The 26637-nt window shown below is 48.3% G+C and carries 27 protein-coding genes; all 27 read left to right on the forward strand.

The window, feature by feature from the left end; translation table 11 throughout:
- Window positions 1-92: 92 nt before the first annotated feature.
- The 27 genes from FCU94_RS04250 to flhB all read left to right on the forward strand — a co-directional run bounded on the left by FCU94_RS04250 (window position 93) and on the right by flhB (window position 26635).
- The gene (locus FCU94_RS04250) at window positions 93-551 is read left to right on the forward strand and encodes a DUF2919 domain-containing protein (RefSeq protein WP_176287606.1); all 459 of its coding nucleotides are present in this window, start codon (window positions 93-95) and stop codon (window positions 549-551) included.
- An 82-nt stretch (window positions 552-633) separates the two neighbouring features.
- Window positions 634-1536, forward strand: a complete 903-nt coding sequence (locus FCU94_RS04255) for a Dyp-type peroxidase (protein WP_176287297.1) — start codon at window positions 634-636, stop codon at window positions 1534-1536.
- 122 nt (window positions 1537-1658) lie between these two features.
- Window positions 1659-2792, forward strand: a complete 1134-nt coding sequence (locus FCU94_RS04260) for a flagellin (RefSeq protein ID WP_176287298.1) — start codon at window positions 1659-1661, stop codon at window positions 2790-2792.
- Window positions 2793-3038: 246 nt separating this feature from the next.
- Entirely contained in the window at window positions 3039-4172 is a 1134-nt protein-coding gene (locus FCU94_RS04265) for a flagellin (RefSeq protein WP_176287299.1), read from the forward strand.
- A 227-nt stretch (window positions 4173-4399) separates the two neighbouring features.
- A complete protein-coding gene (locus FCU94_RS04270) occupies window positions 4400-5533 on the forward strand; it encodes a flagellin (protein WP_176287300.1) in 1134 nt (377 codons plus the stop codon).
- Window positions 5534-5604: 71 nt separating this feature from the next.
- Window positions 5605-6033 (forward strand): flagellar protein FlaG, encoded by a 429-nt coding sequence (gene flaG, locus FCU94_RS04275; RefSeq protein WP_176287301.1) that lies wholly within the window; start codon window positions 5605-5607, stop codon window positions 6031-6033.
- Between the two features lie 18 nt (window positions 6034-6051).
- Complete coding sequence (gene fliD / locus FCU94_RS04280) at window positions 6052-8073, forward strand: flagellar filament capping protein FliD (protein WP_176287302.1); 2022 nt, start codon at window positions 6052-6054, stop codon at window positions 8071-8073.
- Window positions 8060-8383, forward strand: a complete 324-nt coding sequence (locus FCU94_RS04285; protein ID WP_217906342.1) for a flagellar protein FliT — start codon at window positions 8060-8062, stop codon at window positions 8381-8383. Before fliD ends, FCU94_RS04285 begins: the two co-directional genes overlap by 14 nt.
- Window positions 8384-8398: 15 nt before the next feature.
- On the forward strand, window positions 8399-8809 hold the full coding sequence (gene fliS / locus FCU94_RS04290; protein WP_176287303.1) for a flagellar export chaperone FliS: 411 nt from the start codon (window positions 8399-8401) through the stop codon (window positions 8807-8809).
- A gap of 264 nt (window positions 8810-9073) precedes the next feature.
- On the forward strand, window positions 9074-10540 hold the full coding sequence (locus tag FCU94_RS04295) for a sigma-54 dependent transcriptional regulator (protein ID WP_176287304.1): 1467 nt from the start codon (window positions 9074-9076) through the stop codon (window positions 10538-10540).
- A gap of 121 nt (window positions 10541-10661) precedes the next feature.
- Entirely contained in the window at window positions 10662-11720 is a 1059-nt protein-coding gene (locus FCU94_RS04300) for a sensor histidine kinase (protein WP_176287305.1), read from the forward strand.
- Window positions 11721-11722: 2 nt separating this feature from the next.
- Window positions 11723-13126, forward strand: a complete 1404-nt coding sequence (locus tag FCU94_RS04305; protein ID WP_176287306.1) for a sigma-54-dependent transcriptional regulator — start codon at window positions 11723-11725, stop codon at window positions 13124-13126.
- Window positions 13127-13222: 96 nt separating this feature from the next.
- Window positions 13223-13534: a flagellar hook-basal body complex protein FliE gene (gene fliE / locus FCU94_RS04310; protein ID WP_176287307.1), complete on the forward strand. Its 312-nt coding sequence runs from the start codon at window positions 13223-13225 to the stop codon at window positions 13532-13534.
- A 17-nt stretch (window positions 13535-13551) separates the two neighbouring features.
- A complete protein-coding gene (gene fliF / locus FCU94_RS04315; RefSeq protein ID WP_176287308.1) occupies window positions 13552-15297 on the forward strand; it encodes a flagellar basal-body MS-ring/collar protein FliF in 1746 nt (581 codons plus the stop codon).
- Window positions 15290-16345, forward strand: coding sequence for a flagellar motor switch protein FliG (fliG, locus tag FCU94_RS04320; protein WP_176287309.1), 1056 nt, complete (start codon window positions 15290-15292; stop codon window positions 16343-16345). The genes fliF and fliG overlap by 8 nt, the downstream gene beginning before the upstream one ends.
- A 20-nt stretch (window positions 16346-16365) precedes the next feature.
- A complete protein-coding gene (gene fliH / locus FCU94_RS04325) occupies window positions 16366-17166 on the forward strand; it encodes a flagellar assembly protein FliH (RefSeq protein ID WP_176287310.1) in 801 nt (266 codons plus the stop codon).
- Window positions 17166-18491 carry a flagellar protein export ATPase FliI gene (gene fliI / locus FCU94_RS04330; RefSeq protein ID WP_176287311.1) on the forward strand — a complete coding sequence of 442 codons (1326 nt, stop codon included), beginning with the start codon at window positions 17166-17168 and terminating at the stop codon, window positions 18489-18491. Before fliH ends, fliI begins: the two co-directional genes overlap by 1 nt.
- A gap of 3 nt (window positions 18492-18494) precedes the next feature.
- Window positions 18495-18935 carry a flagellar export protein FliJ gene (gene fliJ / locus FCU94_RS04335; RefSeq protein WP_176287312.1) on the forward strand — a complete coding sequence of 147 codons (441 nt, stop codon included), beginning with the start codon at window positions 18495-18497 and terminating at the stop codon, window positions 18933-18935.
- Between the two features lie 173 nt (window positions 18936-19108).
- Window positions 19109-21124: a flagellar hook-length control protein FliK gene (locus FCU94_RS04340; protein ID WP_176287313.1), complete on the forward strand. Its 2016-nt coding sequence runs from the start codon at window positions 19109-19111 to the stop codon at window positions 21122-21124.
- A 35-nt stretch (window positions 21125-21159) separates the two neighbouring features.
- A complete protein-coding gene (gene fliL, locus FCU94_RS04345; RefSeq protein WP_176287314.1) occupies window positions 21160-21657 on the forward strand; it encodes a flagellar basal body-associated protein FliL in 498 nt (165 codons plus the stop codon).
- A 7-nt stretch (window positions 21658-21664) separates the two neighbouring features.
- Entirely contained in the window at window positions 21665-22714 is a 1050-nt protein-coding gene (fliM, locus tag FCU94_RS04350; RefSeq protein WP_176287315.1) for a flagellar motor switch protein FliM, read from the forward strand.
- 20 nt (window positions 22715-22734) lie between these two features.
- Window positions 22735-23145 carry a flagellar motor switch protein FliN gene (gene fliN / locus FCU94_RS04355; RefSeq protein WP_176287316.1) on the forward strand — a complete coding sequence of 137 codons (411 nt, stop codon included), beginning with the start codon at window positions 22735-22737 and terminating at the stop codon, window positions 23143-23145.
- A gap of 13 nt (window positions 23146-23158) precedes the next feature.
- A complete protein-coding gene (gene fliO, locus FCU94_RS04360) occupies window positions 23159-23563 on the forward strand; it encodes a flagellar biosynthetic protein FliO (RefSeq protein ID WP_176287317.1) in 405 nt (134 codons plus the stop codon).
- Window positions 23547-24422, forward strand: a complete 876-nt coding sequence (gene fliP, locus FCU94_RS04365) for a flagellar type III secretion system pore protein FliP (RefSeq protein WP_176287318.1) — start codon at window positions 23547-23549, stop codon at window positions 24420-24422. Before fliO ends, fliP begins: the two co-directional genes overlap by 17 nt.
- Window positions 24423-24435: 13 nt before the next feature.
- Window positions 24436-24705, forward strand: a complete 270-nt coding sequence (fliQ, locus tag FCU94_RS04370; protein WP_176287319.1) for a flagellar biosynthesis protein FliQ — start codon at window positions 24436-24438, stop codon at window positions 24703-24705.
- A gap of 8 nt (window positions 24706-24713) precedes the next feature.
- Window positions 24714-25496, forward strand: coding sequence for a flagellar biosynthetic protein FliR (gene fliR, locus FCU94_RS04375; RefSeq protein WP_176287320.1), 783 nt, complete (start codon window positions 24714-24716; stop codon window positions 25494-25496).
- An 8-nt stretch (window positions 25497-25504) separates the two neighbouring features.
- Window positions 25505-26635: a flagellar biosynthesis protein FlhB gene (gene flhB / locus FCU94_RS04380; protein WP_176287321.1), complete on the forward strand. Its 1131-nt coding sequence runs from the start codon at window positions 25505-25507 to the stop codon at window positions 26633-26635.
- Window positions 26636-26637: the final 2 nt, after the last annotated feature.

A 26637-nucleotide genomic window follows, 5' to 3' on the forward strand; every position in this document is an offset into this window, starting at 1 on the left:
ATTGCTTCTACGCCACAAGACAAAAATTTGATAGAAAATAGCGTTACTTGGGGTAAAGTGGTCATAGAACAACGACAGTGAAAGAAGTCCTAGTGCGCTACGCAATCGAACAATATGATAAACACGGCTACCTCAAAGCGCCCAAGTTACTCTGGTTAGGCTGGTTCTTGTTGGCTAAAGCTTGGGTGGTGTTTGTCGTCGCAGGTGCTAGTCGAGAAAGCGGCAGTAAAATCCTGGCGATTATCTATCCCGATCAGACCATGCTCTATTTAGGTTTAGTTATGGGAATACCGAGCCTTGTTCTGATGTGGCTATTTGGTCTGCGCAACCCTGAGCGACGTATCATAACGCGTCTCGTCGAGTGGGGCCGTTCGATTACCCTACTGACCGCTTGTGCTCAACTTGTGCAAGCGGCTTATCATGTCTATCTGGCGCATGGGGCGTTTAGTTGGGCAAATGGCGTCGTGATGTTACTTTTGCTCTGGTTTATCCTCTACGTGATCAATAGCCGCAGTGTCAGAGACAGCTTTATAGCACCACCTATGATGTGATAAAACCAAGCGATGATCAGCGTCAATATGTTGTGAGTCAAACCGAATACACTGAGCCAAAAACAACAAATGAGGAGTAATCATGTCACAGTTTCAAAGCGCAATTCTCCCTGAAGCAGGCCCTTTTGCGCAATTTACCTTGCTCAAGGTGACACATAATCCACATCAGGTGCTTGAACAATTGCAGGCATTACCCGCTCTGGTTGATGAGTTAAACCGTCAGCAACCCGGAGCGCAGTTAACCGTGTCGATTGCTTTTACCAAAGCGTTTTGGCTCCAATTAAATCAACCTATGCCGAGTGAGTTGATTGATTTTCCTGTATTGGGGCAAGGTGAGGTCGTGGCACCAAGCTCAGATGTCGATGTGTTGATCCATTGTCATTCTCAGCGTCATGATCTGCATTTTTACCTATTGCGTAAGCTGATGGAACAAGTCAGTGATAGCGTTGCGGTTGTGGATGAAACTTACGCCTATCGCTACCTAGACTCACGCGATTTGACCGAGTTTGTCGATGGCACCGAAAATCCTAAAGCAGAGCAACGACAAGAAGTCGCCATCATTCCAAACGGAGAATTTGCCGGGGGCAGCTACGTCATGGTGCAACGCTTTGTGCATAACCTGCCCGCTTGGAATCGCTTAAATGTCTCGGCGCAAGAGAAAGTCATTGGCCGCACTAAGCCAGACTCGATTGAACTCGACGATGTCCCAGCTGCATCTCACGTAGGGCGAGTGGATATTAAAGAAGAAGGCAAAGGGCTTAAGATTGTTCGCCACAGCTTGCCATACGGTAGCGTGTCGGGTGAGCATGGTCTGCTGTTTATCGCTTACTGCCACACCTTACATAACTTTAGCGCCATGCTGGAAAGCATGTACGGTGTGACCGATGGAAAAACCGATCAGTTGTTGCGCTTTACCAGCGCCGTCACGGGGGCGTACTTCTTTGCGCCATCTGTGCCGATGCTGCAGGCATTGAAAGTCAAGTAACCGACTGATTAGTGAATTATTTTGTTAGCCGAGCCATTGCGCTCGGCTTTTTTGTATTTGCCATTAAAGTAATTCGCATTGTGCCGATACAGAGAGTAACCCTTTGGAGGATCGTGTTATCTATGGCTATTACTGTGAATACCAATGTTTCAGCAATGACAGCGCAGCGTCACTTGACGACGGCGACGGATTTGTTGAACCAATCACTGGAGAGGCTCTCTTCAGGGTATCGCATTAACAGCGCCAAAGATGATGCCGCTGGGCTGCAGATTTCTAATCGTCTTGAATCACAAATGAGTGGGCTAGACGTCGCGATGAGAAATGCCAATGATGGGATCTCGATTATGCAGACCGCTGAAGGGGCGATGAACGAGAGTACCAATATACTGCAACGTATGCGCGAGCTCTCGTTGCAATCCGCCAACGGCTCAAACAGCCGTGCAGAGCGTGATGCCTTGCAAGAAGAAATGGCGGCTTTAAACGACGAATTGAATAGAATTGCCGAAACCACCTCTTTTGGTGGTCGAAAATTGCTCAGTGGCTCGTTTGCTTCCTCATCATTCCAGATTGGTGCCAGCTCAGGTGAAGCGGTACAAGTGTCACTGAAAAACATGCGCTCAGACAGTTTGGATATGGGTGGCTTTAGTTACGTTGCCGGAAACGCTGCGGGGAGTGATTGGCAAGTGAGTCAAGGTAATCGCATGCTGATGATGCAGTACACCAATGCTCAAGGTCAGCAAGAGACAATTAAGATAGAAGCCAAAGTCGGTGACGACATCGAAGAATTGGCGACCTACATTAATGGTCAAACAGATAAGCTCTCCGCATCAGTGAACGAAGAAGGCCAACTGCAACTCTTTATGGCGGGTAAGGAAACCGCTGGCACGCTCTCATTTTCGGGGAGTTTAGCCAATGCGCTAAATATCAATCTTAAGGGGTACGAGGCAGTCGACAACCTCGACATTTCAAAGGTGGGTGGCGCACAGCGTGCTGTGTCGGTGATCGATACCGCCCTCAATTATGTCGACAGTCATCGAGCTGAGCTAGGCGCGATGCAAAATCGCTTTAATCACGCGATCAATAATCTATCTAATGTGAATGAGAACCTGTCTGCATCAAACAGTCGTATTAAAGATACCGATTACGCCAAAGAGACCACTCAGCTGGTCAAACAACAAATTCTGCAGCAAGTCAGTACATCGATTTTGGCTCAGGCGAAGCAACAACCGAATCTCGCTTTAACCTTATTAGGCTAATTGTCAAAAAAGAGAAAGGTATCGACAAGCGGACATAAAGCTTTAGTAAAAAAATCGGCTTTTTAACGATTTTTGTTTGTTGGTCACGCTTTCTCTTCCAAACCAATTTTTTTCAGAAAATTCTCAAAAAAAGACTCAAGGTTTCGAAAACCGTGCCGTTAATAAAAGTAACTTTTGAGAGAACTAGCTTGGTTTTCCGAGACGTCGGAAACCGGAAACATCGGAAAATCAAACGGAGAAATCACCATGGCAGTGAATGTAAACACTAACGTAGCAGCAATGACAGCACAGCGTTACCTAAATAGCGCAAACAACGCCCAACAAGGTTCAATGGAGCGTTTGTCATCAGGCTTTAAGATCAACAGTGCAAAAGACGATGCAGCGGGTCTACAAATTTCGAACCGTTTGAATGTTCAAAGCCGCGGTCTTGACGTTGCAGTACGTAACGCGAACGACGGTATCTCTATCGCGCAGACTGCTGAAGGTGCGATGAATGAGACAACTAACATTCTGCAACGTATGCGTGACCTATTGCTACAATCGGCAAACGGCTCAAACTCTAAATCTGAGCGTGTCGCGATTCAAGAAGAAGTCACTGCGCTGAATGACGAACTAAACCGTATCGCAGAAACAACCTCTTTTGGTGGTAACAAACTGCTTAACGGTACCTTCTCAACCAAGTCTTTCCAAATTGGTGCAGACAACGGTGAAGCGGTGATGCTTTCACTTAACGATATGCGCTCTGACAACGTAGGCATGGGTGGTACTAGCTACCAAGCTGCGGAAGGCAAAGACAAAAACTGGACAGTAACAGCAGGTTCTAACGACCTAGCGATCACTTTGACTGATAAAGATGGTCAAGAGCAAACTATCAATATCAACGCTAAAGAAGGCGACGATATTGAAGAGCTAGCGACTTACATCAACGGTCAAACAGATATGGTGAAAGCCTCTGTAAACGAAGATGGTCAGCTACAAGTGTTTGCTGGTGCGAACAAAGTTGATGGCGCAGTGTCATTCGCTGGTGGTCTAGCAGGCGAGCTAAACATGGGCGAAGGCAAAGCAGTCACAGTAGACACCATCGATGTAACGTCTGTGGGTGGGGCTCAAGAGTCTGTGGCTATCGTTGATGCGGCGCTACAATATGTAGACAGCCACCGTGCGGAGCTGGGTGCATTCCAAAACCGCTTCAACCACGCGATCAACAACTTAGATAACATCAATGAGAACGTGAACGCATCGAAGAGCCGTATCAAAGATACCGACTTCGCGAAAGAAACAACGGCATTGACCAAGTCGCAAATTCTTTCTCAAGCTTCAAGCTCTATTCTTGCTCAAGCCAAACAGGCGCCAAACTCGGCACTCAGCCTACTCGGTTAATCAAGACCTTAAGAAAAAAATCCAGCTTCGGCTGGATTTTTTTGTTTCTAGTAACTGTTTGATTTAAATCGCTATATTTTATTTTGAGCAAAAAAGTTGCGAAAAAGTTTAATTTTTCTCTAAAGGTATTTTTTAGTGGGCCGTTAAAGGACTGAGAGAAATGAGATGTGTTGATGCGAGGTGAGAGACGCTGAAACACATCACCCTAATGCCTAAGGAGATCAAATATGGCAATTAACGTAAACACGAACGTGTCTGCGATGACTGCTCAGCGTTACCTTAATGGTGCGACTGATGGCATGCAGAAATCGATGGAGCGTCTATCTTCGGGTTACAAGATCAACAGTGCCCGAGATGATGCTGCTGGCCTCCAAATCTCAAATCGCTTGAACTCGCAAAGTCGTGGTTTAGACATGGCGGTAAAAAATGCCAATGACGGCATTTCTATCGCTCAAACCGCTGAGGGTGCGATGAATGAGACCACCAATATCTTGCAACGTATGCGCGATTTGGCGTTGCAATCTTCCAACGGCTCTAACTCTCGTTCTGAACGTATCGCTATCCAAGAGGAAGTGACGGCGCTGAACGACGAGCTTAACCGTATTGCAGAAACCACGTCGTTTGGTGGTAATAAACTACTCAACGGTACCTTTGGTAGCCAATCTTTCCAAATTGGTGCAAGCTCGGGTGAGGCGGTTCAGCTTTCGATGGGGAATATGCGTTCTGACACCATGAGTATGGGTGGTAAAGCGTACGTTGCTCAAGAAGGTAAATCTCCTGACTGGACGGTCTCTGAAGGTACGACGGACCTGACTCTAAGCTATACTGATGTGCATGGTGAGGCAAAAGAGCTTTCTATCAACGCGAAAGCGGGTGATGATCTCGAACAGCTCGCAACCTACATCAACGGTCAGAGTGAAGATGTCAAAGCTTCTGTCGGTGAAGAGGGTAAATTACAACTGTTTGCTGCTTCGAATAAAGTGGCGACAGAGGTCACTATTGGTGGTGGATTGGGCGGCGAAATTGGTTTCGGCGCAGCGCAAGATAGAACAGTGGCAGATGTTGATGTAACGTCAGTTGCAGGATCGCAGCTCGCGGTGTCTGTGATTGATGGTGCATTAAAAACGGTTGACAGTCAGCGTGCTGAACTGGGTGCATTCCAAAACCGTTTTGGTCATGCAATCAGCAACCTAGATAACATCAACGAGAACGTGAATGCGTCTCGTAGCCGAATCGTGGATACTGACTACGCGAAAGAAACAACGGCGATGACTAAGTCGCAGATTCTTCAGCAGGCCAGTACCTCTGTTCTAGCGCAAGCTAAGCAGTCTCCGTCGGCAGCTCTTAGCTTATTAGGTTAATCGATAGGTTCGATTGGAGCTTATTGGTACAACGTTATGTTGTGACCTGCTAAGGTGGAAGGGAGATCGTTATGGAAATACCATCCTACACATCGAACATCCAGCCTTATGGCTCAGAAAGTGGCACTAAACTTGCTTCAAAGTACGATGGTGTACAGCAAGTTTCCTCACAGAAGGAGCAGGTCTCTACTGCGGAGATAAGTGAACAAGCGGCTCAAACCGTTGAGAAAGCGATAGAAGCCTCGCAAGAGCGTGAAAAGCTGAATCGGGAAGAGCGCGAGAGGATTGTACAGCAGATGAATGATTTCATCTCGTCAATCAATAAAGGCTTATCATTTCGCGTCGACGAAGAGTCGGGCAGAGATGTTGTGACAATATATGAAGCGGATACTGGCGATATTATTCGGCAGATACCCGATGAGGAAATGTTGGAGATCTTACGACGGTTACGTGAGCAAACGGCTCGCTACTCGTCTGGACTGGTCAACCAAATGGTGTAATCGTACTGGAGTGAATGAATGAGTTTTGGGCCAATAGGCATGAATTCTGGCATGGATATCAATTCTATGGTCAGCAAAATTGTTGATGCGGAGCGTGTTCCTAAACAGCAACGCATCGATAATGAGCGGGCCGAAATTGATTCCAGTATCAGTGCCTATGGTCGACTCAGAGAGTCGCTGGATACGATGAAAAACTTGATGGCGAGCTTTCGACAAGAGAAAGCTTTTGCCGCAAGAACCGTGGAGTCAACTGACGAAGCGGTCGTATCGGCGACAGCAACCACTGACGCTATCGCTGGTCGATATGCTATCGATGTGTTGCAGCTTGCCCAAAGTCATAAAATTGCGTCCGATGTACTACCGGAAGACGCGAAATTTGGCCCGGGTAAGCTGCAGATTTCACTCGGAGAAAAAAACTTTTCCATTAATGTTCAGGATAACTCGAAACTGATCGACATTGTTCGAAGTATCAACAACAGCAAGTCTAATCCAGGGGTTCGCGCCGCCGTCATCAACGACGTTGAAGGTCCTCGTTTAATCGTCGCTTCTAATGTGTCAGGAGCAGACAACGATATTTCTTTACGTGTCGAGGCTAAGCCTGGCGACACACTTAAATCTCTAGAATACAAAACCCTTGAGCAGCGAGTGAAAGATCTTGAACGCGCCCGTGCTGCTGCTCAAGAACTGATCGCGCCTTTGAACCCTGCCGAGAAAAAAGTTGCCGATAAAATTGCGCAAAAAATCATCGATGCGGCAAAGGTTGTCGATCAAGAAATTGCGCAAACGTCAAAACAGGCGGCAATGAATGTCGATCCCAATGCGGCCAAAGAGGCCACACCAGGAAACGAACTATCGAATGCCGCAACGGCAGCGGCGGCGAAAGCGGGAATTGAAGCTAACAAGTACCTTAAGCCCTCGGAGAGAATTCCAGGCTGGACGGAGACGGCATCCGGCACCTTGTTAGACTCCTATTGGGAGCCAGAGGCTGAGCTCGATGCGAAAGCGTTGGAAAAGGCTCCGGATGTGCCGGGTTGGAGCAATACGGCGTCTGGCACATTAACCGACTCCTATGTGACACCCAAAGAAGCGCAAGCCAAACTTGAGGCGGCCAAAGCTCGTCTCGAACAGCAAGTTGCGCAAGAGCAAGAGCGACTGGCTAAACGAGTTGAGTCAGGTGAACTTACTCCCGAGCAAGCCAAACAGCTTGAGCGAGCAAAATTACCGCCAGAAGAGCGAGAGTATTTAGAGCGTATAGACCAAGCTCAGCGCGATTTAGATGCAGCGCAACGATCCTTTGATACTTATCAAGGGATGACAGAAGTTCAGTCTGCTCAAGATGCGAAAGTACTACTCGATGGCGTGGCGCAGCTCTCTAGTAGTAATAATATTATTGAAGATGCGATTGACGGTGTTGATTTAACGCTCAAAGGTCGCTCTGGGCCGGGTAAAGCGCCGTCAGAAATTGATATTGAGTACGATCGCCAGGGTGTACGTGACGACATTGAACAGTTTGTTGCCGCTTACAATCAGTTTTATCGAGTCAGTAAGGAGCTGTCAGGCGTCGACCCTAGAACAGGTATGGCTGGGCCTTTGGCAGGAGACAGTATTGTTCGCAGTGCAGATTCGCGGCTCAAAGCGGTGTTTTCACAGCGAGTAGAACCCGCTCCAGAAGAGCTCAAAACGTTGACCGAGTTTGGTATCACCACCACTCGCCAAGGTGACCTAGAAATCAATTACGACATGCTGGACAAACAGCTCAACAATAACTTTAACAAGCTGGCTGATTTTTTTGGTGGCAATCAGGGGTTTGCTAAAAAAGTCGAAGACGCGATACAGGGGCTCACTGGCGTGACCGGGTCGATCCGAAATCGCGAGCGTAGTATGGTAGAGCGCAATTACCGCCTCCAAGATGATCAAGCGGCACTGGATCGCCGTATGGACAACTTAGAGAAGCGCACCCACGCCAAATTTACGGCGATGCAGGATGCGACGAGTAAAATGCAGTCACAGTTGGCGGGGATGATGAATGCCCTTGGATAAGGAAGTGGGAGCTAAGCTAAAGGAATTAAGTGATTTAGATCACGAAATTGAGCTCGCTTTGACCGTCGACGAACTAAGTGTTGAAGATATTGCACGCCTAGTCGATACAAGGGAACAGATATTGCAAAGTTTACTGGAAGCGTTTCAGGCGCATCCAGAGCTTAGTCGCTCACAACAGTGGCAAGATGCGGTCACCCGAACACAGACTGTTGTAGCGATGATGCAGGAAAAGACTGCTGAATTTGGTCAAGCTTTAAAAAAATACCGTCACGGTAAGCGCTCGGTTCAGCAGTATCAGAAGTTTTTATAAATTAAGAGGTTTGTTATGCGTGGTTCACTACAGGCTTACAAGAAGGTATCGGTTGATAGCCAGCTCAGTGCGGCCTCCCCGCATAAAATTGTACAAATGCTAATGGCAGGTGCGATAGAGCGTTTGATTCAAGGCAAGGCGGCGATGCTTGCAGGCAATATTCCTGTTAAAGGTGAACGTCTGGGCAAGGCCCTTGATATTGTCATCAGTCTTCGCAGTTGTCTTTCTATGGATGATGGTGGGGACATCGCACAAAATCTCGATCAACTGTATGAGTTTATGATTACACAGATCACAGAAGCGAATCATCAAAATGACCCACAACCTATCGACGACGTGATTGATATTATCCGTGAAATCAAATCTGCATGGGACCAGATCCCGACGGAATACCACAATCTGACTGCGCAAGACGTGGGGTTGTAAGCGAACGCTAATTAAGTGATGAATAAATATACACTGAGTAAACTCTGGCCCAGTTCGCTTTTGGGCTAACATCACATCAAGTAATTGCTTGGTTGCCATATTTTTTTTATCAAATAGAATAGAAGCCACTAACTAGCCTAGTGGCTTTTTTTGTTGCTGAGTTTTTATCCATTGTCTAGCGAGCTTTCTCAACTATAGTTATTTGTAACGCTAGAAACATAATCCAGCCACAACGTTTCATAATAAAGGCAAACATTCTCACCTATGCAAGGTTTAGCAAAACTACTTGTGATTGATGATGACGCGCAAGCACGGACCAATCTCAGTAATATTTTAGAATTTGTTGGAGAACAGTGTGAGGCGATCTCGTCTCATCAACTTGACGACTTGGATTGGTCACAGGTGTGGGCTGGTTGCATTCTAGGTTCTCTGGACAATCATCAGTTATCTGCCGAGCTAAGCGATAGATTATCTCAAGCGAATCATATTCCATTACTCATTGCTGGTAAGCACTCTTATCCTGTTGATGAGTTGACTAACTATGTTGGTGAACTTGAATATCCTCTCAATTACCCGCAATTAAGTGAAGCGCTGCGCCATTGTAAGGACTTCTTAGGCCGCAAGGGCGTGAACGTGCTTTCATCGTCGCGCAAAAACACCTTATTTCGTAGTTTAGTCGGCCAAAGCTTAGGTATTAAAGATGTCCGTCATTTGATAGAACAGGTTTCTGGTACTGAGGCGAACGTATTGATTTTGGGTGAATCTGGCACGGGTAAAGAAGTCGTCGCGCGCAATATCCATTATCATTCAGCGCGTCGCAATGGTCCTTTTGTTCCGATTAACTGTGGTGCGATCCCAGCAGATCTGCTCGAAAGTGAGCTATTTGGCCATGAGAAAGGCGCGTTTACTGGCGCAATTACCTCGCGTAAAGGTCGTTTTGAGTTGGCCGAAGGTGGTACGCTGTTTTTGGATGAAATCGGTGATATGCCAATGCCGATGCAAGTCAAGTTGCTGCGTGTGTTACAAGAACGCTCATTCGAACGAGTAGGCGGCAATACCACGATTCGCGTTAACGTACGCGTGATCGCGGCAACGCATCGCAATCTTGAGTCGATGATTGACGACGAGTCATTCCGTGAAGATCTTTACTATCGTTTGAATGTGTTCCCGATTGAGATGCCTGCTTTGCGCGATCGTAAAGAAGATATTCCGTTGCTACTTCAAGAGTTGATGACGCGAATGGAATCAGAAGGGGCACAGCCGATCTGTTTTACACCGCGATCGATCAATTCTCTTATGGAGCACGAGTGGCCGGGTAACGTCCGTGAACTCGCGAATTTGGTTGAGCGGATGATCATTCTTTATCCCAACAGTTTAGTCGACGTCAATCACTTACCGACCAAGTATCGTTATAGTGATATTCCTGAATTCCAACCTGAGTATCACAGCCGCGAATCGGTCGAAGAGCAAGAGCGTGATGCGCTGCAGGATATCTTTGCTGAAGACTTTAGCTTCGAGTCGAACGATGTGTTTGAACAACATGATAACGCACCACAAAGCTTACCCCCTGAAGGGGTTAACTTGAAAGAGATGCTAGCTGATTTGGAAGTGAACATGATCAATCAAGCGTTAGATGCTCAAGGTGGTGTGGTCGCGAGGGCGGCTGATATGTTAGGTATGCGCCGTACGACCTTGGTGGAGAAGATGCGCAAGTACAACTTGCAGCGATAAAGTGTTCAAATATTGACTGTCAATTTATCGACTTCTCTATAAGTGACTGAAAATAAAGAATAATAGCCTGGCGTGCTTTTTGCATTACAGGCTATTGTAGTTTTTAAGGCAGAAATACGTCATGCACTCAACAACATCCACTGATAATCCAACACCGCTGGGTACCCTGGAGCAACAAGTCGAACGTTATCAACAGGTTCTTGATGTGATGCCAGCAGGGGTCATTTTGCTTGATACCCAAGGTACAGTGCAGGAAGCAAATCCAGAAGCACAACGCCTGTTGGAGGTGCCGCTTGTGGGAGAAAAGTGGTTCGAAGTGATTCAACAAGCGTTTGCACCGCGTGAAGATGACGGTCACGAGATTTCACTTCGTAACGGGCGAAAAGTGCGTTTGGCGATTTCAGCCTCGACGACCGGACAGTTGATCTTGATTACCGACCTGACAGAAACACGCTTATTGCAATCACGGATTAGTGATTTGCAGCGTTTATCTTCACTTGGCCGTATGGTAGCGTCGCTGGCACATCAGGTTCGAACTCCTTTGTCGAGTGCGATGCTCTACGCCTCCAATCTTGCGGCGCCTAACTTACCCGCCGCAACGAAAGATCGCTTTCAAACCAAACTGATGGACCGATTGCATGACCTAGAAAAGCAGGTCAATGACATGTTGTTGTTCGCTAAAGGTGGGGATAACAAAGTCGTCAAACCGTTCACCGTTGAAGACTTGATGACGGAATTCTTCCCGATGATAGAGACGGCCTTAAAAAACAATCACATTGATTTTCACCTTGAAGTGGAACAGGAGCAGACTCAACTGCTTGGCAACGCTAATGCGGTCGCCTCTGCGCTGAGCAATCTGGCGATGAATGCGATTCAAATCTCAGGAAAAGGATCCCAGTTGGATGTGTTTTGTCGTCCGGTTTCGGGTGAACTTCGGATATCAGTACAAGACAGTGGTCCAGGCGTGCCTGAAGAGCTGAAAAACAAGATTATGGAGCCTTTCTTCACCACCCGTTCGCAAGGTACCGGGCTTGGTTTAGCGGTAGTACAAATGGTGTGCCGCGCACATGACGGAAGGTTAGAACTGATTTCAGAACAGGGAGAGGGGGCGTGCTTTACTATGTGCCTGCCGCTTGAGCGTCACCCTGATGTTGAACAAGAACCAATCACTGGAGAATGACTATGGCTCAAAGTAAGGTCCTGATAGTAGAAGATGATGAAGGTCTACGTGAGGCTCTCGTCGATACGTTGGCGTTGGCTGGCTACGAATGGCTCGAAGCCGATAGTGCCGAAGATGCCTTAGTCAAGCTCAAGTCGAACAGTGTGGACATTGTCGTTTCAGACGTACAGATGGCGGGTATGGGCGGTTTGGCGCTATTGCGCAACATCAAGCAGCATTGGCCTAATTTACCCGTATTGCTGATGACCGCATACGCTAACATCGAAGATGCTGTGTCAGCGATGAAAGATGGCGCGATTGACTACATGGCCAAACCCTTTGCCCCAGAAGTTCTGCTCAACATGGTCAGTCGTTATGCACCAGTTAAGTCGGATGATAATGGCGATGCAGTGGTGGCGGATGAAAAAAGCATTAAGCTTCTCGCACTGGCTGATAAGGTGGCAAAAACCGACGCTAGCGTGATGGTGTTAGGCCCAAGCGGTTCGGGTAAAGAGGTAATGTCTCGCTACATTCATAACGCGTCTAACCGTAAAGACGGCCCATTTGTGGCGATTAACTGTGCCGCGATTCCCGACAACATGCTAGAAGCAACCCTGTTTGGTTACGAAAAAGGCGCATTTACTGGCGCGGTTCAAGCGTGTCCTGGTAAATTTGAACAAGCTCAAGGCGGTACCATTTTGCTCGATGAGATCAGTGAAATGGACCTTAACCTGCAAGCGAAACTGCTGCGTGTGCTACAAGAGCGTGAAGTGGAGCGTTTAGGGAGCCGCAAAAGTATCAAGCTTGATGTACGCGTATTGGCGACCAGTAACCGGGACCTTAAACAGTATGTTCAAGAAGGGAATTTCCGCGAAGATTTATACTATCGGCTCAATGTCTTCCCGATCACTTGGCCAGCACTGAGCGAGCGTCAAGGTGATATCGAACCATTGGCTAATCATTTAGTTGAACGCCATTGCCAAAAACTGGGTCTGCCAGTGCCTACTTTGTCACCTCAAGCGGTGGCTAAACTTATGGCTTACCCTTGGCCAGGTAACGTACGTGAACTCGACAACGTGGTGCAGCGGGCGTTGATCCTGAGTGAAAATGGCCATATTGATGCTAGCCATATCTTGCTTGAAGGACTCGATTGGCAAGATGCATCGAGCCTGCAAGTCGCGGTGGAAAGTCGCGATAACTCAGTGATCCCAGAGATTAAGCCCATCGCAGAAGCGAGCAAGAATATCACTTCAAGCAGTGGTCTTGGAGGTGAGCTCAGAGACCAAGAGTTTGCCATTATCCTCGAAACATTAGAGGAGTGTAATGGTCGCCGCAAAGAGATGGCAGAAAAGCTAGGTATTAGTCCGCGTACTTTACGCTACAAGTTAGCAAAAATGCGTGATGCCGGGATTGATATTCCAAACTAACGTGTTATTTTCCTTTATCAACCGACGTGGCACGAGGATTGCAGCGTCATAAGTCCAGCACATGTTTATGTCAAAGAGTTGACAACCGAGGTTTTGATGAGAGTTGATGGTTTTCAAAGCGAAATGCAAGCAATGATGTTCGAAGCAAGCGGTACTAAACCTGCGGCGACAGGACAAACGGTCGGTGCGGACTTTGGTCAGCTGCTTAATAATGCTATCAATAATGTCAATCATCTTTCGAAAGTCTCCGGCGATCTACAAACCCGTTTTGACCGTGGTGATGCCGATGTCTCTCTCTCTGACGTAATGATCGCCAGAAATAAATCCAGCGTCGCTTTTGAAGCAACAATTCAAGTACGTAATAAGCTAGTAGAAGCGTACAAAGAATTGATGAATATGCCGGTTTAAGTAGTTAGGTAAAGTCTGTGGCAGAGCAAAATCAATCAACGGATCTCACGGTGGCCGACGGCGGTGCAGACAGCGCAATGCTTGCAACCACTGATCTCGATACCAATGTCCAGAACCCTGATCTGGACGAAAAGAGTAGTTCAAAGTTTGATATGGCAGTCGGCGACCTCGACTTGCTGCGTCAAGTCGTATTGGTTCTGTCGATCTCCATCTGTGTTGCTCTGATCGTTATGCTGTTTTTCTGGGTCAAAGAGCCAGAAATGCGCCCACTAGGCGCTTACGAAACAGAAGAATTAATTCCTGTCCTTGATTATCTAGATCAACAAAAATTCGACTACAAACTCGATGGCAATACCATTTTAGTGCCCTCAAGTGACTACAATAGCCTAAAACTCGACATGGTTCGTGCTGGCTTAAATCAAGAGAAACAAGCCGGTGATGAAATTTTATTGCAAGACATGGGGTTTGGTGTTTCTCAACGCTTAGAACAAGAGCGTTTAAAGCTGAGCCGCGAACGTCAATTATCGAAAGCCATCGAAGAGATGAAGCAAGTGCGCAAAGCTCGCGTCCTGCTCGCCTTGCCAAAACAGAGTGTGTTTGTTCGTCACAATCAAGAGGCATCAGCGTCGGTGTTCTTGACACTTAAAACTGGCACCAACTTAAAGCAAGAAGAAGTCGACTCTGTGGTTGATATGGTGGCGAGCGCCGTGCCGGGTATGAAACCTAATCGCATTACGGTCACGGATCAACATGGTCGTTTGCTGAGCTCTGGCTCTCAAGATCCAGCTTCTGCTGCGCGCCGTAAAGAACACGAAATGGAGCGTAAACAAGAGCAAGCGCTACGTGAAAAAATTGACTCTGTGCTGATCCCTATTTTGGGCTTTGGTAATTACACCGCTCAAGTGGATATTGAGCTCGATTTCAGCGCGATTGAACAAACACGTAAAAGCTTTGACCCCAACACCCCCGCCACCCGTAGTGAGTACACGCTTGAAGATTACAACAACGGTAATGTGGTTGCTGGCGTACCTGGTGCGTTAAGTAATCAGCCACCTGCCGATGCCTCTATCCCACAAGATGTCGCGCAAATGAAAGATGGAAGTTTGCTTGGCCAAGGGTCGGTGCACAAAGAGGCGACACGGAACTTTGAGCTCGATACGACCATCAGCCATGAGCGCAGACAAACGGGGATTGTTAATCGCCAAACGGTCGCAGTCGCGGTGAAAAACCGTGCTGTGGTTAACCCAGACACAGGTGAAACGAGTTATGAACCGATTTCTGATGCTGAGCTAAACTCTATTAAGCAGTTGCTGGTTGGAACCGTAGGTTTCAGTGAGGCGCGTGGTGATTTGCTCAATGTGCTTAGCATGCAATTCGCAGAGCCTGAAGTTGAGGTGTTGGCGGATGTGCCAATCTGGGAGCATCCAAACTTCAACGATTGGATACGTTGGTTTGCGAGCGCGTTGGTCATTATCGTTGTAGTTTTGGTACTGGTTCGCCCAGCGATGAAGAAACTACTCAACCCTGCTTCGGATGACGATGAGCAGCTTTACGGCCCTGATGGCCTGCCAATCGGTGCGGATGGCGAAACTAGCCTAATCGGCGGCGATTTAGACGGTGGTGAGTTATTTGAGTTTGGCTCAAGTATCGACTTGCCTAATTTACACAAAGATGAAGATGTGCTGAAAGCGGTGCGTGCCTTGGTTGCCAACGAGCCAGAGCTAGCGGCACAAGTTGTGAAGAATTGGATGCAGGATGCCTAACGAAATAGTTCCACAAAATGAGGGCGGTGAGGTAGTAGAAAACTCCGTCGACATAGAAAGTATACCGGGCGAAGAGCGTGCGGCTATCCTGTTGTTGAGTCTTAATGAAGAAGATGCCGCAGGGATTATTCGCCATTTAGAGCCAAAGCAAGTTCAACGTGTTGGTAGCGCGATGGCGCGCGCCGCAGACTTGAGCCAAGACAAAGTCGGAGCCGTGCATCGTGCCTTTTTGGAAGATATCCAGAAATACACCAATATCGGTATGGGCAGTGAAGACTTTATGCGCAATGCCTTAGTTGCAGCGCTGGGTGAAGACAAAGCGAATAACCTTGTTGACCAAATTCTGTTGGGTACGGGCTCTAAAGGTCTCGATTCGTTGAAATGGATGGATCCACGCCAGGTAGCCAGCATTATCATCAACGAGCACCCTCAGATCCAGACCATCGTCCTGTCATATCTCGATCCCGACCAATCAGCGGAGATCCTATCTCAGTTTGCCGAGCGTGACCGCCTCGACTTGATGATGCGCATTGCTAACCTTGAAGAAGTTCAACCGTCAGCACTGGCTGAGCTGAACGAAATCATGGAGAAACAGTTTGCGGGTCAAGCTGGTGCGCAAGCGGCCAAAATTGGCGGCTTGAAAGCAGCAGCAGAGATCATGAACTACATGGACAACAACGTCGAAGGCATCTTGATGGAGCAGATTCGCGATCAAGACGAAGACATGGCGACGCAAATTCAAGATCTCATGTTTGTGTTCGAAAACCTTATCGAAGTGGACGATCAAGGTATTCAAAAACTGCTGCGTGATGTGCCACAAGACGCCTTGCAGCGTGCATTGAAAGGGGCGGATGACGCACTACGAGATAAGATCTTCAAGAACATGTCGAAACGTGCTGCTGAGATGATGCGTGATGACCTTGAGGCGATGCCTCCAATCAAGGTGTCTGATGTAGAAGCCGCACAGAAAGAAGTATTGGCAGTCGCTCGTCGTATGGCCGACTCTGGTGAGCTCATGCTCGGCGGCGGTGCGGATGAATTCCTCTAAGTTGAATAGCTAAGGTCTGTATGTCTTTGGAAAGAAAGCGCGGTTTTTTACGACTGGATAACGATGATCAGGTAGAGAAACCTGAACGTTGGGGTATGCCTGACTACACTGCGCAAACTCACAACCAAGCCAAAGAAACGGCGATGAACTATGACCCGAGCTGGATGCCGATCGCCGAGCCGGTAAAAGAAGAGGCGCCTAAAGAGCTCACACAAGATGAAATAGAACTGATCAAGCAGCAGGCTTATCAGGAAGGGCTTCATCAGGGCCAAGAGGCGGGCTTTAAGCAGGGTTATGACAAAGGTAAACAGCAAGGTTTTGATGAGGGCAAGCAAGAAGGCTTAGAAGCGGGCAAAATTGAAGGCGTTGCAGCAGGCCAAGAGTTTATTCAGCAGCAGGTGCAAACGTTCGTCAACCTTGCCAATCAGTTTGCCCAGCCACTTGAGCTAATGAACGCTCAAGTAGAAAAACAGTTGGTCGACATGGTGCTGACTTTGGTCAAAGAAGTCGTCCATGTCGAAGTCCAAACTAATCCTCAAGTGGTGCTCGACACCATCAAGCAGTCGGTGGAGTCTCTGCCGATATCGGGCCATGCCATTACGCTCAAACTTCACCCAGATGATGTAGAAATCATCCGCTCTTCTTACGGTGAAGAGCAACTCGAATTTCGCAATTGGACGCTCATGAGCGAACCTGCGCTCAATAGAGGGGATGTGCAAATCGAAGCGGGTGAGTCGAGCGTCAACTATCGCATGGAAGATAGAATTCGTAGTGTCATCCAAAGTTTTTGTGGAGTGAATCGTCACCAAGGTGGTGAGTGATGCTAGCTCTGGCGGAACGTCTATCTCAATACAAAACACAAGGTTTAACCTGTCGCCCAGTGGCGTCGGGTAAGTTGGTGCGTGTGGTCGGTTTGACACTAGAAGCGACAGGGTGCCGCGCCCCCATTGGTAGCCTGTGCAAAGTCGAAACCATGCATGGTGAGACGGAAGCGGAAGTGGTCGGGTTTTCTGGTGACAATCTTTACTTAATGCCAAGTGAACAAATAACGGGTGTGCTCCCAGGCGCTAAAGTGACACCCATGACCAGCGAATCAGGGCTACCTGTCGGGATGGAGCTACTTGGCCGTGTCATTGATGGGGTGGGTAACCCGCTTGATGGACTTGGGCCTATCTATACCGAGCAGCGCGCAGCATTTAACGCTGAGCCTATTAACCCGCTAGCACGTAAACCGATTTCAGAACCATTGGACGTCGGTATTAAAGCCATTAACGGCTTATTGACGGTCGGCAAAGGTCAGCGAATTGGCTTATTTGCTGGATCGGGTGTGGGTAAATCGGTGACATTGGGGATGATGACTCGCGGGACCACTGCGCAAGTAGTCGTGGTAGGCCTAATCGGTGAACGTGGGCGTGAGGTCAAAGAGTTTATCGAAGAGATCCTTGGCGTTGATGGTCGCCAGCGCTCGGTAGTGGTTGCTGCGCCTGCAGACTCCTCACCACTAATGCGTTTAAAAGGCTGTCAAACGGCACTCACTATTGCTGAATATTTCCGTGACCAAGGGCTAGATGTTCTGCTACTTATGGACTCGCTGACACGTTTTGCTCAAGCTCAGCGTGAGATAGCGCTGTCGGTGGGTGAGCCTCCCGCCACGAAAGGGTATCCACCATCGGTATTTGCTAAGTTACCGGCTCTGGTTGAACGTGCCGGTAACGGTAACCCTGACCAAGGCTCGATTACGGCGTTTTTCACCGTACTAACGGAAGGTGACGACTTGCAAGATCCAATTGCCGATGCCTCGCGGGCAATATTAGATGGTCACGTCGTGCTGTCGCGTGAAATGGCGGATGCGGGTCATTACCCAGCCATCGATGTTGAGAAATCGGTCAGCCGTGTGATGCCACAGATCACCTCCGAAGAGCACATCTTGATGTCGAAAGCGGTGAGGCAGGTACTGTCGATATGTCGTAAGAACCAAGATTTAGTCTCGATAGGGGCTTACAAGCCCGGTACAGATCAGGCGATAGATGGGGCGTTTACCCTCAAACCTAAATTGGATGGTTATTTGCAACAAAGCATGAAAGAGACAGTACCATACGATATGTGCGTCAATATGCTACGTAATTTGTTGCAAGGGGAAGGATAATCGATGGACAACGCGCTAGAGTTCTTGCTTGACCAAGCCAAAGAGCATGAAAACCAAGCGGCGTTGGCGCTTAGCCAAGCGCGCAATGAACTTGATGGTTATTATCAACAACTCGAACAGATTGAAAAGTATCGTCTCGACTACTGTCAGCAATTAGTCGATCGCGGCCAGCAAGGGCTCACGGCCAGCCAGTACTCCCACCTTAATCGATTTTTAACCACCTTAGATGAGACCCTTTCTAAGCAGAAACAGGCTGAGACGCATTTCATAGATCAAGTGAACAACTGTGAGCAAAATTGGTTGGAGTGTCGTAAAAAACGTCGTTCATATGAATGGTTAATTGAAAAAAAGCACGACGAAAATCAACGCTTGCAAAATCGACGAGAGCAACAACAAATGGATGAGTTTTCTACCCTTCAGTTTGGTCGTCGGAGCTTGAACTAGCCTCACACCAATGATGTATCTCCCGAGCAGGCTTTGTATCTGGCGTACTTTTTGCAGAGTATCTCTCGTAACACGTCTCTAAGCGTAACCACACAAGCACCGAGCCCTACAGGGGGTCTAGCGTGTCTGTGCCAGATAGCGCTCAATTCGCGCATTAAGTGAGTGAAGCTCGTATGAATATTAACTTGTCATCGGTATCAGAGAGTCCAAAAGTGACTAATGTCGCCCCAGAAGGTGGCGAGGCGACGACTGAAACATCCGAATCAGGCGGTTTTTTTGCCAAACTTGCCGCTTTAATTACAGGCGACAGTAGTAAAGAGGTGAGTGATGCCCCTGCTTCTGATGAAAAAGGTCAAACCGACTTAGAAGTCGCGGCTGGCGGTGAAACAGGCTCAGCCAAGGTCTCTGTCGAGGAAAACCAGTCCACTGAGGCGCTATTGGAGCAAGGTGACGGTGAAGATGCCGAAGATGGGAAGCCAACTCAGGCGGCTAAAGACTCACCACCAGATGAAAGCAGCGCCGCCAAGATAGTGTCAGATAGTGATCAAGTTTTGCAGCGTTTGGATGAGTCGAATAGGGCACTTAAAACCCAGGACGGCAAAGAGTTGCCACCAAAATCAAACCGTGACACGGTGCAAACTGAGGTGGATGGGCCAAATGGCAAGGCAATGAGCTCTACTGGTGATGAAGAAATCAGTTTGGCGTCTCATGAACAAAATGCAAAAACTCCTCTGCATTCGCAATCGACGGTCGATGCAAAATCGGTAGATAGCGAGGAACCTGCGCTTAAAGGCAAACAAGTTGATGCCGAAAACGGCGTGAAGAGCAGCGATGTTGAACAGGAAACCGTGGCTATTCCAGCTTCTGCACAGCGTTTCATCCAGCCTTCGACAGAGGCAAAAGATGGTGAAAAAACAGAAAATGGTGAGGAAAGCCTAGACGCTAAAGCGGCACTGAGCGCAGCATTGGTTGCCAAAGGCCAAGACAATAAGGTTGATGATAAGGTTGTTATTGAGCCCAAACAAGCGTCGCTAAAACCCGTCGCAGAGCAAAGCGATATTGCGAATGAAGAGCCTGTCAAGGTCTCCCAAGTAACAGAGACTGAACTGGGCAACGAACTCGACAGCGACGTGCTTGCTGCCACGCTTGCGCCGAGTGCAGTGGTATCTGCCGGTGTGACGGCCGCGGCTATCAGCGAAGCGCCACAAAAACTCAATCCGCTTGCTCCTGAGTTGGTCACTACCGCCATCGTCGACGACGGCAGTGAAAAAGAGAGCACGTCTGAACTTGCTGCGGCGACAATGGCCTCTGCTATTCCTTGGGCGTCAACTGAGCAAGTGGTAAGCGATGAGATAAAGCTCAAACCGGAGTTACACGCTAAAGCGCAACAGGCGCCCGTGGCTCAGTCGGTACACCAAGCAATAGTCAATCAACAATCTCAAGTAGCGCAGCAGGCGTTACAAGCGAACAGCCATCAAGCGGTGCCTATGCCCAATGACCTTGCAGCCAGCCAGTTGCAGCAGCTTGCCGCCGCCCCTAACGTCGCAGTGAATCAGGATCAAGCGTTGTTGAAAGCGGCGCTAGGTGCTAAGGCCGCAGCCTCGGTGGGTAAACTTGCAACAGGCGGCAAAGGAGGCACACAGTCGAGCGGTGAAAGCGGTAGTGGTTTTGCTCACCAATTGGCGCAAGCTGCTGGGCAACCAGGCAGCTCAGCAATGACACAAGCTAGAGCGGAACAAGTGGCTCAAGCACCTTTGCAGCTTAATCGCGAGTTCGCCGGTGAACAAGTCGCTGAGCGCGTGCAGATGATGATGTCGAAGAATTTGAAAAACATTGATATCCGCCTTGACCCGCCAGAGTTAGGCCGTATGCAAATTCGCATGAATATGAACGGAGACGCCGCGACAGTCCACTTCACCGTGGCAAACCAACAAGCACGCGATGTGATTGAACAGTCCATGCCAAGGTTACGCGAAATGCTCGCTCAGCAAGGGGTCCAACTGGGCGATAGCTCTGTTCAACAACAAGCTTCTGGTCAGCAACAAAGACGTTACGCAGACGGTGGACAGGGTCAATCTGGTCAAGGAGGCAGCGGTCAGAGCTTCCAAGGTGAAGAAAACCTTGAACCAGACATCAATCTTGATTTGAATGTCGCGGCAAAGCGTGATGGAATTAGTTATTACGCTTAAACTATAAAAAATGAACAAATAGAGAACGTTAAGCTATGGCAGTTGAAGAAGTCGAAACAGAAGCGCCCAAAGGGAAAAGTAAGCTCCTGATCATCATTATCGCGGTGGTCGTCTTGCTAGTGGGCGGCGGTGGCGCTGCGTTTTTCTTATTAGGCTCTGACGAGGATAGCCAAGATCAACAAGCGGCAGCCCAGCAGGCCGCAGCCCCTGTTGATCCAGTGGCCTATGTTAATATCCCTCAACCGTTTCTGTTTAATGTGACAGGGGATAAGAAGGATCGCCTTGTGCAGATTAAGGTTCAATTAATGGTTCGAGGCAGCGAGAATGAAAACCTTGCTCGTTACCACTCTCCACTGATTGAGAGTTCGCTGCTTAGTACTTTTGCCTCCGCGACATTAGAGCAACTGCGCACAGCAAATGGTCGTGTTGAACTGCGCGATAAAGCCACCGATGATATCAAAGCGAGTTTGAATCGTGCTGTTGGTCAGCCTGTCATCGAACGTGTTTTGTTTACTGATTTTGTAATGCAATAGGTGACCTGTGACTGATCTACTAAGCCAAGACGAGATCGATGCGCTCCTCCATGGCGTCGACGACGTCGATGAGGTAGAAGAGGAAGATGTTGCCACGGACACGAGTGCCGTCGAGTTTGACTTTTCCTCGCAAGACCGGATTGTACGTGGTCGTATGCCCACGCTCGAACTTATCAACGAGCGTTTTGCACGTCATATGCGAATCAGCCTATTTAACATGCTGCGTAAAACGGCCGAAGTGTCGATTAACGGCGTGCAAATGATGAAGTTTGGTGAATACCAAAATACCTTGTACGTTCCCACCAGTTTAAACATGGTGCGCTTTAGACCATTAAAAGGCACGGCGCTTATTACGATGGAAGCGCGGCTGGTGTTTATTTTGGTAGAAAACTTCTTTGGCGGTGATGGTCGTTTTCACGCACGTATCGAGGGGCGTGAGTTTACGCCGACTGAACGACGTATCGTGCAGCTGCTGCTAAAAATTGTTTTTGAAGATTACAAAGAAGCTTGGTCCCCAGTAATGGGGGTTGAGTTTGAATACTTGGATTCAGAGGTGAACCCAAGTATGGCAAATATTGTCAGCCCAACCGAGGTGATTGTCGTCAGTTCTTTCCATATCGAAGTGGATGGCGGTGGTGGCGATTTCCATGTGGTCATGCCGTACTCTATGGTAGAACCCATCCGTGAACTGCTTGATGCGGGTGTTCAATCAGACAAAATGGAAACGGACGTGCGCTGGAGTACAGCGTTACGCGAAGAGATCATGGATGTCCCGGTTAACTTTCGGGTTGATTTGCTCGAACAAGATATTTCCTTACGTGATCTGATGGAACTGCGCCCTGGCGATATTATTCCTATCGACATGCCCGAGCATGCGGTAATGTTTGTTGAAGAGCTGCCGACATTCCGTGTGAAAATGGGGCGTTCGGGGGAGAAGCTCGCTGTGCAAGTATCTGAGAAGATCAAACGTCCAGATGTAGTCAAAACCGATATTGCTTTCCTTGGTAAAGATGTGATTTCTGAGCTAGAAGATGATGAAGGTGATATGGATGAATAAAATAGAGATAGGTAACTGTTATGGAACCAAGTGACGACCAAAAATTGGCGGATGAGTGGGCTGCAGCTCTTGGTGAAGATCCCGCAGCGCCAGAGATTGATGTAGATGAAGTGATGTCAGCTCAGCTTGATGAGCTTGAGGATACCGCGTCACCCATCTCTGAAGATGAACGCCGTAAACTCGACACGATTTTGGATATTCCCGTCACCATCTCGATGGAAGTGGGACGATCGCAAATCAGTATCCGCAACTTGCTGCAACTAAACCAAGGTTCAGTGGTTGAGCTAGAGCGTTTAGCCGGTGAATCCCTGGATGTGCTAGTGAACGGAACCTTGATTGCACACGGTGAAGTGGTCGTGGTCAATGACAAGTTCGGTATTCGTTTAACCGACGTAATTAGCCAGACTGAGCGGATTAAAAAGCTCAGATAGAGTAAGGTTATCTATGAGGTTAGAAGTTAGGAAGTACTTGCCTTTAGCGCTTTTTCTACTTTCACCAACGGCGATGGCTACCACGACGGGTAGCCAACTTGACTGGGCGACCACTTTTGGGTCGCTCTTGTTCGTTATTGCCTTTATTTTGTTGTTAGCTTGGTTACTTAAACGGATGCGTGTACCAGCACTGATCAATCAAAAAGGCCTAAGTGTGGTGCGCCAAATCGCGGTTGGTCACCGAGAAAAAATCATTATTGTTCAGGCCGCGGAAGAGCAATTTTTGGTCGGTGTGACGGCGCAGTCGATTCAACTGATCGCTAAGTTGGATAAGCCACTGTCTCAGGAGGAGTTAGCTGCAAGTCCGTTTTCAAATCAATTGACTCAGCTATTAAAGAAGAATGATCAGAAAGACTAATATAACCACGTTATTGCTGACATGTGTGCTGACTCTGGTGGCTTGGAGTGTGTCTGCTCAGGAAGAGTTACCTACACCTGTCCCCGGTAATGTCGCAGCGACGGACTCGGTGACCGTGTCGGCGATGGAGCGCGAGCAAGGTGCCTCGCGCACAATATCGACGGGCACATTTGCTGGCAGTGGCGCTGGGATCCCGGCGTTCACCATGACCACCAATCCAGATGGAACCGAAGACTATTCCATTAACCTGCAAATCTTAGCTTTAATGACCATGCTCGGGTTTTTACCCGCCATGGTTATTCTAATGACATCTTTTACCCGAATTGTGGTGGTGATGTCGATATTGCGTCAAGCGATGGGTTTGCAACAGACGCCGTCCAACCAAGTTATCATTGGCATCGCTATATTTCTGACTTTTTTCATTATGTCTCCGGTACTCAGTAAGATAAATGACGATGCGATTCAACCTTACATTAACGAGCAGATCAGTGCTCGCCAAGCATTCGATCTTGCTCAAGTGCCGATGAAAGACTTCATGCTCAAACAGACTCGAGTCAAAGATTTGGAGACGTTTGTTAACATCTCGGGTTCGACGGCAACGGCGCCAGAAGAGGTGTCAATGGCGGTGCTGATCCCCGCCTTTATCACCTCAGAACTCAAGACGGCGTTCCAAATTGGCTTTATGCTGTTCTTACCGTTTTTGATTATCGACTTAGTGGTCGCCTCGGTGCTGATGGCGATGGGTATGATGATGCTCTCGCCAATGATTGTTTCGTTGCCGTTTAAATTGATGCTGTTTGTGTTGGTTGATGGGTGGAATCTCATCTTGTCGACCCTCGCTGGCAGCTTCGCCTTGTGACGGGAGGAAATACATGACTCCTGAGATGTTTGTTGAACTATTTCGTGAAGCGCTGTGGATGGTGCTTATCATGGTGTCAGCGATCATTATTCCAAGCCTTTTGATTGGTTTGGTGGTGGCGATTTTCCAAGCGGCCACCTCAATCAACGAACAGACGCTGAGTTTTTTACCGCGTCTTATCGTCACCCTATTAGCACTGATGCTATTTGGTCACTGGATGACACAAATGTTGATGGAGTTCTTTTTTAGTATGGTTGAACGTCTACCGCAGGTCCTCTACTAGGTGTAGCTATGGAGTATCCTGCAAGCGTCGTACTGGACTGGATTGCCAACTATTTTTGGCCCTATACTCGCATTGCGGCGATGCTGATGGTCATGTCCGTGACCGGAGCACGTTTTGTCTCAACTCGGGTACGGCTCTATCTGGGGTTAGCGATTACATTTGCCGTGATGCCTGCCATACCAGCGGTCCCCGACAACATTGAACTGCTCTCTTTCGCAGGCTTCATGACGTTACTCGAGCAGATCATTATTGGTGTCGCGATGGGAACGGTCACCCAATTTATGATCCAAACCTTTGTCATCTTAGGTCAAATCTTAGGTATGCAATCGAGTTTGGGTTTCGCCTCTATGGTCGACCCAGCCAATGGCCAGAACACGCCGCTGCTCGGTCAGCTATTCATGTTCCTCTCGACGATGTTTTTTCTCGCAACAGACGGCCATCTAAAAATGATCATGCTGGTGGTGATGAGCTTTAAGTCGCTGCCGATTGGGTCTGGCTCTTTGACGACCGTTGATTTTCGCGAACTGGCGTTGTGGTTAGGCATTATGTTTAAAGTGGCGCTGAGTATGTCGCTATCGGGCATTATCGCTCTGCTGACCATTAACTTATCATTTGGCGTAATGACACGTGCCGCGCCACAGCTCAATATCTTTTCGCTCGGTTTTGCGTTTGCTCTGATGGTGGGCTTACTGCTTTGTTGGTACATCATTGCCGGCTTGTACAATCATTATGAACTATTCTGGTTACAAGGTGAGCAACAGGTCTGCCGCTTTATTCGGCTTAACTGTTAGGGGGCAAGATGGCAGAATCCGACGGTCAAGAACGCACCGAAGACGCGACGCCCAGGCGCTTGCAACAGGCCCGAGAGAAAGGGCAGGTTGCAAGGTCAAAAGAGTTGGCGTCAGTATCGGTACTTGTCGTAGGTGCCATCGCCCTGATGTGGTTTGGTGAGGGGCTGGCGCGCGCACTCTTCTCTGCAATGGGACGTTTTTTCTCGCTATCGCGTGAAGAGGTATTCGATCAAGTCAAACTCTTCGATATTGCCCTCGGCTCTCTCGGTAGCTTGGTGTTGCCGCTGCTCCTGATATTGATCACTTTATTTATTGCGGCATTGATTGGTGCTGCAGGGGTCGGGGGGGTGAGTTTTTCCGCAGAAGCGGCGATGCCGAAGTGGTCGAAGATGAACCCACTCAGTGGTTTGAAACGTATGGTCGGGCTTCAAAGTTGGGTCGAACTGCTCAAATCCATTTTGAAAGTCGCACTGGTCTCTGGGATGGCGTTTTACCTGATAAATGCGGCTAAAGAAGACTTGTTCCAGCTGAGTATGGACGTGTATCCCCAGAACATTTTTCACGCCCTAGATATCTTGCTCGATTTTATCCTGTTGATTAGCTGTACTTTGCTGATTGTAGCTGCGATTGATATCCCCTTTCAGATTTGGCAACACGCAAACCAGCTCAAGATGACTAAACAAGAGGTCAAAGACGAATACAAAGACACCGAAGGTAAACCGGAAGTAAAAGGCCGTATTCGTATGCTGCAACGTGAGGCAGCGCAGCGGCGAATGATGGCAGAAGTACCACAGGCCGATGTAATCGTCACCAACCCAGAACACTTCTCTGTTGCACTGCGCTATAAACAAGACACAGACCGAGCGCCCATCGTGGTGGCGAAGGGAACTGATCATATGGCGCTTAAAATTCGCGAAATCGCTCGCGAGCATGATATTTATGTAGTTCCAGCGCCACCTTTGGCGCGGGCACTTTACCACTCCACTGAGCTAGAACAGGAAATTCCAGATGGCTTGTTTACTGCGGTTGCACAAATTCTGGCGTATGTGTTCCAGCTTAAGCAATACCGCAAGCGCGGTGGTCAGAGACCAAAACTGAAAACTACCGATTTACCCATCCCACCGGATCTAAGGCAGTAACG

It is taken from the genome of Vibrio sp. JPW-9-11-11 (genome assembly GCF_013369335.1).
Lineage (GTDB): Bacteria > Pseudomonadota > Gammaproteobacteria > Enterobacterales > Vibrionaceae > Vibrio.